Annotated in this window: 13 protein-coding genes; 11 read left to right on the forward strand and 2 right to left on the reverse strand. The window is 28.9% G+C overall.

What is annotated here, in order from left to right:
* Positions 1–54 precede the first annotated feature (54 nt).
* From KXZ80_RS01605 to htrA, 6 genes are all read left to right on the forward strand, one after another.
* On the forward strand, positions 55–1,092 hold the full coding sequence (locus KXZ80_RS01605) for an SEC-C domain-containing protein (protein WP_021434129.1): 1,038 nt from the start codon (positions 55–57) through the stop codon (positions 1,090–1,092).
* A 39-nt stretch (positions 1,093–1,131) separates the two neighbouring features.
* On the forward strand, positions 1,132–1,509 hold the full coding sequence (locus KXZ80_RS01610) for a hypothetical protein (RefSeq protein WP_021434128.1): 378 nt from the start codon (positions 1,132–1,134) through the stop codon (positions 1,507–1,509).
* A gap of 83 nt (positions 1,510–1,592) precedes the next feature.
* Positions 1,593–3,191, forward strand: coding sequence for an NAD(P)/FAD-dependent oxidoreductase (locus tag KXZ80_RS01615; protein ID WP_021434127.1), 1,599 nt, complete (start codon positions 1,593–1,595; stop codon positions 3,189–3,191).
* A gap of 143 nt (positions 3,192–3,334) precedes the next feature.
* Positions 3,335–4,957, forward strand: a complete 1,623-nt coding sequence (locus KXZ80_RS01620) for a Na/Pi cotransporter family protein (RefSeq protein ID WP_021434126.1) — start codon at positions 3,335–3,337, stop codon at positions 4,955–4,957.
* A gap of 181 nt (positions 4,958–5,138) precedes the next feature.
* Positions 5,139–6,491, forward strand: coding sequence for a glucose-6-phosphate isomerase (locus tag KXZ80_RS01625; RefSeq protein ID WP_021434125.1), 1,353 nt, complete (start codon positions 5,139–5,141; stop codon positions 6,489–6,491).
* A gap of 149 nt (positions 6,492–6,640) precedes the next feature.
* The gene (gene htrA, locus KXZ80_RS01630; protein ID WP_021434124.1) at positions 6,641–7,723 is read left to right on the forward strand and encodes a serine protease HtrA; all 1,083 of its coding nucleotides are present in this window, start codon (positions 6,641–6,643) and stop codon (positions 7,721–7,723) included.
* Positions 7,724–7,781: 58 nt separating this feature from the next.
* Here the strand turns inward: htrA and feoB are convergent, their stop codons facing one another.
* Both feoB and KXZ80_RS01640 read right to left on the reverse strand, forming a co-directional pair.
* A complete protein-coding gene (gene feoB, locus KXZ80_RS01635; protein ID WP_021434123.1) occupies positions 7,782–9,710 on the reverse strand; it encodes a ferrous iron transport protein B in 1,929 nt (642 codons plus the stop codon).
* An 11-nt stretch (positions 9,711–9,721) separates the two neighbouring features.
* Complete coding sequence (locus tag KXZ80_RS01640; RefSeq protein ID WP_025162334.1) at positions 9,722–9,940, reverse strand: FeoA family protein; 219 nt, start codon at positions 9,938–9,940, stop codon at positions 9,722–9,724.
* A 174-nt stretch (positions 9,941–10,114) separates the two neighbouring features.
* Here KXZ80_RS01640 and KXZ80_RS01645 point away from each other — a divergent pair, with 174 nt between their 5' ends.
* The 5 genes from KXZ80_RS01645 (at position 10,115) to KXZ80_RS01665 (ending at position 13,530) form a co-directional block, all read left to right on the forward strand.
* A complete protein-coding gene (locus KXZ80_RS01645; protein ID WP_021430337.1) occupies positions 10,115–10,624 on the forward strand; it encodes a Gx transporter family protein in 510 nt (169 codons plus the stop codon).
* Positions 10,625–10,710: 86 nt separating this feature from the next.
* Entirely contained in the window at positions 10,711–10,863 is a 153-nt protein-coding gene (locus KXZ80_RS01650) for an aspartyl-phosphate phosphatase Spo0E family protein (RefSeq protein ID WP_226883832.1), read from the forward strand.
* 165 nt (positions 10,864–11,028) lie between these two features.
* Positions 11,029–11,859 carry a mechanosensitive ion channel family protein gene (locus KXZ80_RS01655; RefSeq protein ID WP_167699378.1) on the forward strand — a complete coding sequence of 277 codons (831 nt, stop codon included), beginning with the start codon at positions 11,029–11,031 and terminating at the stop codon, positions 11,857–11,859.
* A gap of 151 nt (positions 11,860–12,010) precedes the next feature.
* A complete protein-coding gene (locus tag KXZ80_RS01660) occupies positions 12,011–12,631 on the forward strand; it encodes an MgtC/SapB family protein (RefSeq protein WP_261914080.1) in 621 nt (206 codons plus the stop codon).
* 47 nt (positions 12,632–12,678) lie between these two features.
* Positions 12,679–13,530: a DegV family protein gene (locus KXZ80_RS01665; RefSeq protein ID WP_021430294.1), complete on the forward strand. Its 852-nt coding sequence runs from the start codon at positions 12,679–12,681 to the stop codon at positions 13,528–13,530.
* Positions 13,531–13,538: the final 8 nt, after the last annotated feature.

A 13,538-nucleotide genomic window follows, 5' to 3' on the forward strand; every position in this document is an offset into this window, starting at 1 on the left:
ATGATATAATTATAAATTGTATTTAAATTTAGAAATGAAGGAGTGAAAGTAACAGTGTTAGGGAGAAACGAGTTATGCCCATGCGGAAGCGGGAAAAAATATAAAAAATGCTGTTTAAATAAAGATGTTGTGTCGGAGAGAGCTAGTAGAAAAATTGTACTTTCACAAAAACAATATTCACAACTGTACTCAAAACTATATGAATATTCAAGACAGCCAAAGTTTAAAGAAGAGTATAAAAAAGCACAAGAAATGTTTTATATATTAGATGATGAAAATGTAAATGGTAAGTTTGAAAGCTTCTTTAATACATACTTTATACAAGACCATATAATGGAAAATAAAAAAGTTATAACTGTAGACTTTTTTGAAGAAAATAAAAATAGTTTAACTAAGCCAGAAGTAGATATACTAAAAAGCTTATTTGAATCTTATGTAAGTGTGTATGTTATAAAAGAAAAGTTAGAAGATAGAATCTTATTAAAAGATGCTATAACAGGAGATGAAATATACACTGAAGATATAAACCTATTAAACGGATTTAATCAAGGTGACTGTATAATAGCTAGAATAGTTGAAGTAGGAGAATCTCATCTATTATTAGATGTTACAGTAAGTATATCAGATGCTGTTAAGGACGTAATAGTAAATGATATAAATCATTTCTTTAGCCAATATGAAGATTTATATAAAGATATAAAAACTTTCTTAATATATCATACTCATATACTTTACAAGTACATTCAACAATTACTAGATCCTAACATAGCTGAATATCTTAAAGAGCAAAAAGACGTTAAAGCTAAAAAACAAGAAGAAGTTAAAGAAATGATTGATGAAAATGAATGTTCAGTTTCAGCTTTACTTAAAGCTCAAGTTGAAAGTGATATACTAGAAAACTGTTTAGAGTTTTGGAACGAATATAAAGCTAAAAATAGCGAAATAAAAGGTTCTGAAAATGGATGGGCAGCAGCAGTAGAATATCATATTAAGAAAGAAAATGGACAAACAGTAACTCAATCACAAATCTCTAAAAAATATGACATAAGTCCAAGTACTTTAGGTAAGAGACATAAAGACTTAAAAATGTAGTAAAAACTTAATTTAAAATATACAGAAAGAGGTATATAGATGAGTCTTAATTTAGGAAAAGCAATTGCTGTATCAACAAGTTATATAAAATCTAATCCAGCAGTACCAGTATATAAGGGAGATGAAACTCCTGAGAATTTATATGCAGTGATATACCATATAGAAATAGGGTACAACGAAAGTAGTTTAGAAAAGGCGATGCAATACATAATTATAGATTATAAAGAATTTGAATTATGTGATAGCGATAAAAATGAATTAGTAAGTATAGCAAAACAATACTGTGAACAAAACGGTATAAAAGATGATGAGCAAACTCAAATAGCATTACTAGATAATGAAGAGGCAGAGAATTTCTTAGAAAAAGTATTTAACAACATGAAAGTTATAAGAGGGTTAATAACTCAAAGAGATTAAGTAACAATATAATTAGAATTACCATAAAAGCTAGGCCCTACGAAGCCTAGCTTTTATTTTTACTAAAGAAAGGTAGGTATGACATGTTAAGAGTTTCTAATATTAAATTAGATATAAATGAAAGCTTAGATAATATAAAACCTATGTTATTAAGAAAATTAAAAATTAGTGAAAAAGAATTACTTAATTATAAGATATATAAAGAATCTATAGATGCTAGAAGAAAAGGCAAAATAGATTTTGTTTACACTGTTGATGTAGAACTTAAGCATGAAAATAACATATTAAAAAAATCAAAAATTAAAGATGTTGTAGAAGTTAAAGAAAAATCATATACAGATGTACAAAGTGGTACTGAAAAGCTAAAAAACAGACCTGTTGTAATAGGAAGTGGACCGGCTGGATTATTTGCAGCATTAGTTTTAGCTCAAAGAGGATATAATCCAATACTACTTGAAAGAGGCTTAGATGTAGATACAAGAACAGAAGATATTAAAAAGTTCTGGGAAGATGGAAAGTTTAATTCAAAATCTAATGTTCAATTTGGAGAAGGTGGAGCAGGAACATTTTCAGATGGAAAATTAACTACTAGAATAAAAGATATAAGATGCAGAAAGGTTTTAGAAGAACTTGTTAACTTTGGAGCTCCAGAAGAAATCTTGTATTCATATAAACCGCATGTTGGAACAGACATATTAAAAGAAGTAGTTAAAAATATAAGAGAAGAAATTATAAGACTAGGCGGAGAAGTTAAATTTGATGCTAAAGTTACAAAGATAGATATAGAAAATAACGAAATAAAATCTGTAATTGTAAATGATAAAGAAACTTTTGAAACAGAGGCTGTAATACTTGCAATAGGACATAGTGCTAGAGATACGTATAAGATGTTATATGAGCAAGGTGTAAAAATAACTCAAAAACCTTTTGCTATAGGAGCAAGAATAGAGCATCCTCAAACATTAATAAATAAATCTCAATATAAAGAGTTCCATGATCACCCTAGATTAGGGGCAGCAGATTATAGATTAGTTGAACATACATCAAATGGAAGAAGTATATATACTTTCTGTATGTGTCCAGGAGGGACTGTAATAGCCTCAGCATCTGAAGAAGGACAAGTTGTTACTAATGGGATGAGTGAACATGCTAGAGACCAAGAGAACGCAAATTGTGCAGTTTTAGTAAATGTTACTACAGAGGACTTTGAAAGTGACCATCCGTTAGCAGGAGTTTACTTCCAAGAAAAATATGAAAGATTAGCATTTGAACTAGGTGGTAAAAACTATAAAGCTCCAATTCAATTAGTAGGAGATTTTCTAAATGATAGAGTAAGTACTGAATTAGGATCTGTAAGACCGTCATATAAACCAGGTTATGAATTTATAGATTTAAGAGGTTGTTTACCAAAGTTTGTATGTGACACAATGAAAGAAGGACTACTTTTACTAGATAAAAAGTTAAATGGATTTGCTATGAATGATGCAGTTCTAACAGGGGTAGAAACTAGATCTTCTGCTCCTATAAGAATAGTTAGAGATGAGCAAACATTAGAATCTGTTAATGTAAAAGATTTATATCCTAGTGGTGAAGGCGCTGGATATGCAGGAGGAATAGTAACTGCAGCTGTAGATGGAATAAAGTGTGCTGAAAAAATTATTTCTAAATATTGTGAAAATTAAAAGTTAACCATAATTTAATAAATATTTAATATATTTTTAATATTTAACATAGATTTAACAAAACTAGACAAGCTGTTTGATAAAATGGATAAGGCGCTATATTTGTAGACTAATAGTATAAATATTTCAAGGAGGACATGAAATTGGATATAGTAATTAGCCTTATGGGAGGATTAGGTTTATTCTTATATGGAATGAACTTAATGGCAGAAGGTCTTGAAAAATCAGCAGGATCAAAACTTAAAAGAATAGTTGAACTTCTTACTAGCAATGTATTCATGGGGGTTATTGTAGGTGCATTTGTTACAGCAATCATACAAAGTAGTAGTGCTACAACAGTTATGGTAGTTGGATTTGTAAATGCAGGTATAATGAACTTAACACAAGCAATAGGCGTTATAATGGGAGCTAACATAGGAACTACTGTAACTGCTCAGCTTGTATCATTTGACTTAAATGGAATGGCACCTATAGCATTAGGGATCGGTATTATTTTATATTTATTTGCATCTAAGCCAAAAGTTAAAAACATAGCAGAAATACTAATTGGATTTGGTATATTATTTACTGGTATGGACTTTATGAAAAATGCAGTTGAACCATTGGCTGAATACAAAGGATTTACAGACCTATTAGTAGGGTTTGGAGATCATCCTTTATTAGGATTATTATTAGGATTTGGTATAACAGCTATAGTTCAAAGTTCAAGTGCTTCTATGGGAATGCTTATAGCCTTAGCATCACAAGGGTTAATACCTTTAAATGCAGCATTACCTATATTATACGGACAAAATATAGGTACATGTGTTACATCATTAATATCAAGTGTTGGAGCGTCTAGAAATGCTAAAAGAGCAGCAGTTATGCACTTAATATTCAACGTTTTAGGTACAGCAGTGTTCTTAATAGTATTAAACAAACCAGTAGTAAGCTTTGTAACTAATATGAATCCTGGTGATGTAGCTAGACAAATAGCTAACACTCATACATTATTCAATATAATATCAGTTATTATATTACTTCCATTTACTAAGTTTATTATAAACCTTGCTATAAAACTTGTTCCAGATAAAGCTGGAGAAGAAGATGAAAGTAAAGCTATAAAGTATCTAGATGATAGAATAGTTGAAACGCCATCAATAGCTGTAGCAAGTGTAGTTAAAGAAACTTTAAGAATGGGTAAAAAAGCTAAAGAAAGTGTAAATTATGCACTAGATGGATTTTTAGAACAATCTCAAGAGAATATAGATAAATCATTTAAAAATGAAAAAATAGTAAACGAATTACAAAAAGGAATTCTAAACTACTTACTTAAATTATCAAAAGCTCATTTAGATGAAGATGCTAGAGATATAGTAGACTCTTTATTTAATACAGTAAATGATATTGAAAGAATAGGGGACCATGCTGAAAATATAGCTGAGTTAGCTCAAGATATAATTGATTCAGATTTAAAATTATCTAAGCAAGGAACTGAAGAAGTAAGAGAATTATACAATAAAGTTATAGCAACTTATGAGTATGCACTAGAAGCTATGAAAACTTATGATGTAGACTTAGCTTGCAAAGTTATAAAGATGGAAGAACAAGTTGATATAATGGAAAAATCATGTAGAGCAAATCATATACATAGATTAAATAATAGTTTATGTAGTATAGACAGCGGAATTATATTCTTAGATTTAATATCTAACCTTGAAAGAATATCAGACCATGCGGTTAATATAGCTCAACAAGTTATAGCAAACAAATTAGAAAAACAATAATATAATTATCGACAAACTCCTGTATAAAAAATATACAGGAGTTTTGTATATATAAATGAATAATTGAAAATATTATAATTAAATTATAAATAAATATTATAATTAATTTGGAAAAATACATATTGTTTGATATAATTTTCTATATAATAAATTTTTAACGAGATAAGGAAGGTAATGGGCTATGAAAAAGTTAAGTTTTGATTATAGTAATTCAATAGGTTTTTTTAATCAAAAAGAAATCGATTGTATGAGCGAGTATGTAAAAGTTGCTCATGAAATGATACATAATAAAACTGGTGAGGGGAACGATTTCTTAGGTTGGGTAAACTTACCTAGTGATTATGACAAAGAAGAGTTTGATAGAATAAAAAAAGCTGCACAAAAAATAAAGGAAGATTCAGATGTACTTTTAGTTATAGGAATAGGTGGATCTTACTTAGGAGCAAGAGCTGCAATAGAAACATTAGGACACTCATTTAGAAATAACTTAACTAAAGAAGAAAGAAAATCTCCAGAGGTTTACTTTGTGGGTCAAAATATAAGTTCTACATATATGTTAGATTTATTAGATATAATCAAAGATAAAGATGTATCTATAAATGTTATATCTAAATCTGGAACTACAACAGAGCCAGCTATCGCGTTTAGAGTATTCAAAGATTTCTTAGAGAAAAAGTATGGAAAAGAAGAAGCTAGTAAAAGAATATATGCTACAACTGATTCTAAGAAAGGGGCATTAAAATCTTTAGCAAATGAAGAAGGATATGAGTGCTTTGTAATACCTGATGATGTTGGAGGAAGATTCTCTGTATTAACTCCTGTTGGATTATTACCAATAGCAGTTTGTGATATAAATATAGATGCTATGATGCAAGGTGCAAAAGATGCAATGGATGATTTTTCTAATCCTGACTTAAAGTCAAACTACAGTTATCAATATGCTGTAGCTAGAAATGTTCTTCACAGAAAAGGTAAAGATGTAGAGTTAATGGTAAATTATGAGCCAAGCTTACATTATGTTGGAGAATGGTGGAAACAACTTTACGGAGAAAGTGAAGGAAAAGATAACAAAGGTATATATCCAGCTTCAGTAGATTTTTCAACAGATTTACATTCTATGGGACAATATATACAAGAAGGTAAAAGAATAATATTTGAAACAGTTTTAAATGTTGAAAAAACTAGAAGAGAAATAACTATAAATGAAGAAAAAATAGATTTAGATGGCTTAAATTACTTAGCTGACAAGACTGTTGACTTTGTAAATAAGAAAGCTTTCCAAGGAACTTTATTAGCACATACAGATGGAAATGTTCCAAACTTAATAGTAAATATACCTCAATTAGATGAGTATAACTTTGGATACTTAGTTTACTTCTTTGAAAAAGCATGTGCAGTAAGTGGATACTTATTAGGGGTAAATCCATTCAATCAACCTGGAGTAGAAGCATATAAGAAAAATATGTTTGCTTTATTAGGAAAGCCTGGTTTTGAAAAAGAAAGAGCTGAATTAGAAAAAAGATTAAACAATTAAGGTTTAATTAAGGATACAGTTATATAATAAACACTATACAGAAATTAACTGTATAGTGTTTTTATATTTAAGAATATAAAAACACTAAAAAAATAATAATAATACAAAAAGTAAAATAATATAAAAATTAAAATAGGAGGGATAAATATATGAGTAGTGGAAAGAAGACTAGTATAACTCTTATTATAATAGTTAGTATAATAAGTGCGATGGTTGGAAGTTTTATAACAGCTTTTATACTTGGGGATAAGCTATCATCTAAATCTGATGGGAATAAACAAGATATAGTTGTAAATGAAGGGACTAAAAGTGAAAATATATATCATGCAGTAACTGACAAGGCAATGCCTTCTGTAGTAGGTATAACAACTACTACAATAGATACTAATAATATATTTGCAATACCACAACAATCACAAGGTGTAGGAACAGGATTTATAGTAGATTCTAAAGGATACATATTAACAAATTCACATGTTGTATCTGATGGAAAAGCATCTGATGTAAATGTTTTATTTAATGATGGATCAACTTCAAAGGGAAAAGTTTTATGGAATGATCCAACTATAGATTTAGCTATTGTAAAAGTTGATAAGACAGGACTTCCTGTAGCAGACTTAGGAAATAGTGATTCTGTAAGAACTGGAGATTTAGCAGTAGCAATAGGAAATCCACTAGGATTAGAATTCCAAAAAAGTGTTACACAAGGAATAATAAGTGGATTAGATAGAAGCATACAAACAGAACAATCTAATATGACAGGACTTATACAAACTGATGCAAGTATAAATCCAGGTAACAGTGGAGGACCTTTATTAAACGATAAAGGAGAAGTTATAGGTATAAACACAGCTAAAGCATCTGGAGCAGAAGGATTAGGATTTGCAATACCTATAAATACAGCAAAACCTATAGTAGAGCAAATTATTAAAGATGGTAAATTTGAAAAAGTGACATTAGGTATAAAAGGTATAGATGTAAAAACATTTGAAACAACAACAGGAACTGATTTAGCTGCTGATGAAGGTGTTTATATAGCAGAAGTAGTAGCTAATACTCCAGCTCAAAAATCAGGAATACAAGCAGGAGATGTAATAACAAAGGTTGGAGATACAAAGATAACATCAATGAGTGATTTAAATAAAGCATTATATAAATTCTCAGTAGGAGATAAAGCTAAGGTAGAAGTAAACAGAGGCGGAAAGAATATAACTATAGATGTTAAGTTCTAATATATAAATAAAAAAAGATGGGATCTAATCCCATCTTTTTTTATTTATATTAAATAGATTAACTTGTCATTTTGTTTTTGCTGCTAGGGCAAGAACCGCTGCTAGAACAACCAGAACAACCAGAGCATCCATTACCTTTTGCTTTTACGTTCTTATAAAGAATAAATGCTGCTGCAAGTACGATTATTCCTCCAACTAATAACTCTACTAATGAAGAAGCTGAAGCACCTTCAAACGCTAGTGAACCTAGAGTTTTAACTATGAATGCTACAATCCAAGCTAAAACAAATTGGTAAACTGCTGATATCATCATCATCTTGCTTCCGTATTCTTTTCTCATTGTAGATAAAGCTGCTATACATGGAGTATATAAAGCAGAGAATACTAAAAATGCATAAGCTGAAACACTTGTAAATACTGTTGGTAAAACTGTATTTAAATTTCCATAAAGTATTTCCATGGTACTTATAAGAACTTCTTTTGCACTTATACCAGTTAATATAGAAACTCCAGCTCTCCAATCTCCGAATCCTAAAGGAGCAAATATAGGAGCTATTAATCCACCTATTAAAGCTAAGAAACTAGTATTTATATCACTAGTAAATCCGCTGAAGTTAAATGATGATAATGCCCATATAACAACAGACATAGCAAACATTATTGTACAAACTTTTATTAAGAAACCTTTAGCTTTATTCCATGTATTTTTAAATAAAGCGTTTAGAGTTGGAAGTTTGTATTCTGGTAACTCTAGAACAAAAGGTTCTATATCAGCTTTATAAACTGTTTTATTTAATATTAAGGCTATTATTATTGCAATTACGATACCTAATAGATATAAAGATGTAGTTACAATAGCTGCATTTTTAGGGAAAAATATAGAAACAAATAATGCGTAAACAGGTACTTTAGCACCACAAGTCATAAGCGGAGCAATAAGTGCTGTAACTTTTCTATCTTTTTCACTTTCTAAAGTTCTAGTAGCCATTATCGCTGGAGAAGCACAACCGAATCCCATTATCATAGGTATAAAGGCTTTACCAGATAAACCAACTTTTTTCATTATGTTATCCATTAAGAATGCTGTTCTAGCCATATATCCACTATCCTCAAAGAATGACATTCCTAAGAATAATACAAATATTAATGGGAAGAATGGTAGAGCTCCACCTAATCCACCTATTATTCCATCTACTATTAGTGAATGGAACCAAGGACTAGAATTTGCTAACAAAGCATCTACAGGTGTAGATATATAAGTATCTATTAAAGTTTCTGTTAATGTTTGAAGAGGACCACCGACCCATTCAAATGTAAATTTAAAAAGTGTTAATAGTGCTAAAACAAATATAGGATAAGCTAATATAGGATTTAATATTATATTATCTAATTTACTACTAATACTTTCTTTATTTTTAGAATCCGACTTCATAGATTTACTTAATATTTTTTCAATTTCTTTATAGGTATTTATTTCGTTTCCAAAATCTTTTCTATAATTAAAAGTTGTATTTAAACATGATTTTATTTCATTAGATATATTTTCAAGACCTTCTTTTTTCTTAGCAACTATAGGTATTACTTTAACCCCTAATTCCTTTTCAAGCTTTGCTGGGTCTATGTGTACACCCTTAGCTTCTGCAACATCTATCATATTAAGTAATAATATAATTGGTTTATTGTATTGCATAAGCTGAGTAGTTAAATATAAGTTTCTATCTAAGCTAGATGCATCTACTATGTTTAATATTAAGTCTACATCTCCGCTTTCTAAAAAACTTTTAGATACTTTTTCTTCGTTAGAGAATGTATCCATAGCGTATATACCAGGAAGATCTACAACCTTAATATCTTCATTTATAAATCCTTCTTTTTTTTCTATAGTAACTCCAGGCCAGTTACCTACATATTGTTTAGATCCAGTAAGAATATTAAACACTGTAGTTTTACCAACGTTAGGATTACCGAATAATGCAACATTAATCACGATGATACCTCCTATTTTAAGCTAATGTTTTTTGCGTCACTTTTTCTTATCGCTAAATCAAATCCTCTAAAACGAACTAATATAGGATCTCCTAATGGAGCGATTTTTCTTACTTCTATTTCAGTTTCATTTATACATCCAAGAGCTAATAATCTTTTAGCTAATTTTTCGTTTCCATATATATTATTAATGATACCTTTTTCACCGACTTTTAAATCGTAAACAGTCATCATTAGCACCTCCTAATGAGTTTCATTCTCAATTAATTATAATATAAATATACCATTTAATATTCAAAAAGTCAATAAATAGTGAATAGATTAAAAAAATAATTAAAAAACTTACTTTAAGACTATGGTAATATATAGATAATAGAAAATTTCAACTAAGGGGGAGCAAAATATATGAAGACTAAAAAACTGGCTCATATGTCATTGATGGTTGGATACAGCTTAATATTGTATATAATAGAAAGCTATATGCCAAATCCACTAATTGCTATATTTCCAGGCGCTAAGTTAGGGATTGCAAACATAGTTACTTTAACTTCTTTAGTTTTATTTGGTCTAAAGGATACATTCATAATTTTATCTGTAAGGGTGATTATGTCATCTATATTTGCAGGACCAATATCATATTTATTGTTTAGTATAGCGGGTTCATACTTAAGTTTGATATTTATGTACCTAGCTTTAAAAATTAATAAATTTTCATTAATAGGGGTAAGCGTCATAGGAGCTATTGGTCATAATATAGGGCAGTTAGCAGTGGCTGGAATGATAATAAAAAATGGAATGATATTTGGATATTTACCATATATGTTATTCGCATCTATAATAACTGGGCTGTTTGTTGGAATTGCTTCTAAATTTACAGTAGGAAAGTTATCTAGTATTGATAAAAACGTTTATTGACACACTAGGGAAAACCTTGTTAAAATATAAATGAATATATATAAATTTGTAACTATGGTGATAATATGACTAAAAATGAACTGGTTTTGCTAAAGAAAGAAATAGAAGCTTTAAGGGAAGAAATAAATACGTATATAGAATACCCGGATATATTTAAAGATGAGTTGGTTAGTACAAGTAATAAAATTGATCAAGCGATAAATAAGTATATACAGCTTAGCAAAGAGTCTTCCGAATAAAGAGAAGGCTTTTTTGCGATTAAGCAAAGTTAATTTTTGCATGTGGAAAAATTAACAAATGATAGATATATAAACTGGTTTGATTAGGTATATCATTTAAGTATAGCGTTAATAATTAATAATTGAGATATAGAAATTGTTAAAAGAAAGGTATTAATTATGATTTTGGCAAAGTTAATAAACTCAGTTATTATAATTATTTGTGCGTACGTTTTATTAAAATTAATACAATACTTTTTAAAAAAACTATTTGAATTTACTAGATTTGATGTAAGGTATGAAAATACTTTAAACAGTCTTTTATGCTCAATGTCATATTATGTTATATTTATTTTAACAATAATATTATTATTGAAAGAATTTAATATAGTTGATGTAACTAAATTCGGTACTTTAGTTACAGGTGCAAGTATAGTCGGATTGATAGCTGGGGTTGCATCTCAAAGTATATTAAAAGATATATTCAATGGTTTTTTTATAATATTTGAGAAACAAATACAAGTTGGTGACTTTGTTTATATAAATGAAAAATATAGAGGGACTATAGAAGAAATAGGTCTTAGGAGCACCAGCTTAAGAGATTGGGATTTGAGAAGAGTAACTATTCCAAATGGAAATATTATTAGTATCAGAAATTATAGCAGGAAAAATATGAGAGTAGTTGTAAGTGTTAGAGTTCCATATCAAGAAGATCCTCTAGAAGTTATTAAGTCTTTAGAAGAAGTATGCGACATATTAAATGAAAGACATAAAGAATTTTTACATACAAAAAAGGGGAAGGAAAATGCTGGATCATTTAGCGTATATGGAGTTACAGATATTGAAGAAAAGTCTGTAGGAGCTAAGTACACTATAACAGGTGTTGTTCAATCTCATAAGTATTTTACAGTGCTTAAAGACACAAAATTGCAGATACTAATAACATTTAGAAATAATGGAATAAATATAGCTTACCCTACTCATATAAATATAGTTAAACAAAATATGTGTGATTAAGATTAAGGACTATTCAAAATAGTCCTTTTTATTTTTGATTAAAATATAGTCGTAATAATGGACTAACCCCTGCAAATATAAATATAAATATACCTAACTATAAAGGAGGGGGAGTAAAATATCACCTACTGAAATTTTAACTAGATTATTAATAGCTCTTATTATAGGAGGACTGACTGGACTAGAGAGGGAAAAGTCGTATCAATTTGCAGGATTTAGAACACATATTTTGGTTTCAATTGGATCGTGTATAACAGCTATAACATCTGTAATATTGTTTATGGAATATAGTTCAAAAACAAATTTAGACCCATCGAGATTAACAGCTCAGGTATTGTCAGGTATAGGTTTTTTAGGAACAGGAGCTATACTTAAAAACTCAAGTGGAATAAGAGGGCTTACTACAGCAGCAGGAATATGGGCAACAGCATGTATAGGAATTGCTATAGGCTATGGTCAATATATATTAGGAATATCAGCATGGCTATTTGTAATGGTTACACTATATATATTGAAAAATATAGATAAGGTAGTTTTTAGAAAAAAACAAAATATATTAACTATAAAGGTTAATAATGTAAATATTATTTCTACTATATACAATAAACTTGAAAAATCTCAAATAAATGTTAGTAATATTGATGTAGTTAGTGGAGAAAATGATTATATAATAAACTTTTTCATTGTTTATGATAGACGAATTATGGTAGAAAAGATAATATTAGAATTAAATGACCTAAAAAATATAATAAGTGTAGATTATTTACATTAAAATATATAAAATAAGATATAGCTATAATTAAAATCGAGGTGTATGAATTGAAGACAAACATAAGAGTAATAATTGAAGGGTCAACTGATTTCCCTAAAGAACTATTAGATGAAATGGGAGTGAAAGTTGTAGGAATAAATATAGCATTTGGAGAGGAAAACTATATAGGCGGAGAAGAAATTACTGAAGAAACGTTTTATGAGAAAATGAAGGGGTGCAAAGAATTACCTAAGACATCAAGTCCATCACCTGAGAGATTCATAGAAATGTTTGACTGTGAAGAAGAGGAAATATTAATTATTACACTTACTTCTAAATTATCTAGTACTTATAGTAGTGCTGTATTAGCTAAAAATATATATTTAGAACATAATCCTGAAAGTGAAAAAAGAATAGCTGTTGTAGATTCATTAAGTGGATCTATAGGAGTTGGATTAATGGTTTATAAAGCTAACAAATTAATAGAAGAAGGAAAATGTTTAAAAGAAGTAGTTGAATACTTAGAAGATATAAAAGGAGATATAGCTTTTTATGGTGCGTTAGATACGCTTGAAAACGCTATAAAAGGTGGAAGAGTGAATCCTATTGCTGGAAAATTAATAAATGCGCTTAACTTTAAAGTTATAATAGAAATATCAGAAGGATTAGTTAAACCTATAGATAAAGCAAGAGGCGAAGGTAATAGTATGAAAAAGCTATTTGAAAAGGTAAAAAACAATGTTCATGATATAAAAAATAAAACTTTAGTTATAGGACATTCAAACTGTAAAGAAAAAGCTGAAAAAATAGCTAAACATATAGAAGAAAATTATGAACATAAGGACATAATAATATCAAGTATAGGTCCTGTTATGGGAACTTACACATCAGAAGGAGCAATATTAATAGCTGTTCTGTAAAATATTAT

Origin of the sequence: Paraclostridium bifermentans, assembly GCF_019916025.1 — a bacterium.
In the GTDB taxonomy this organism is placed as follows: domain Bacteria; phylum Bacillota; class Clostridia; order Peptostreptococcales; family Peptostreptococcaceae; genus Paraclostridium; species Paraclostridium bifermentans.

Excerpts from the sequence above, each read along its gene's own strand:
- KXZ80_RS01615 (WP_021434127.1), top strand. The coding sequence starts at position 1,593 with ATGTTAAGAGTTTCTAATATTAAATTAGATATAAATGAAAGCTTAGAT.
- KXZ80_RS01610 (WP_021434128.1), top strand. The coding sequence starts at position 1,132 with ATGAGTCTTAATTTAGGAAAAGCAATTGCTGTATCAACAAGTTATATA.
- htrA (WP_021434124.1), top strand. The coding sequence starts at position 6,641 with ATGAGTAGTGGAAAGAAGACTAGTATAACTCTTATTATAATAGTTAGT.
- KXZ80_RS01640 (WP_025162334.1), bottom strand. The coding sequence starts at position 9,940 with ATGACTGTTTACGATTTAAAAGTCGGTGAAAAAGGTATCATTAATAAT.
- KXZ80_RS01625 (WP_021434125.1), top strand. The coding sequence starts at position 5,139 with ATGAAAAAGTTAAGTTTTGATTATAGTAATTCAATAGGTTTTTTTAAT.
- KXZ80_RS01645 (WP_021430337.1), top strand. The coding sequence starts at position 10,115 with ATGAAGACTAAAAAACTGGCTCATATGTCATTGATGGTTGGATACAGC.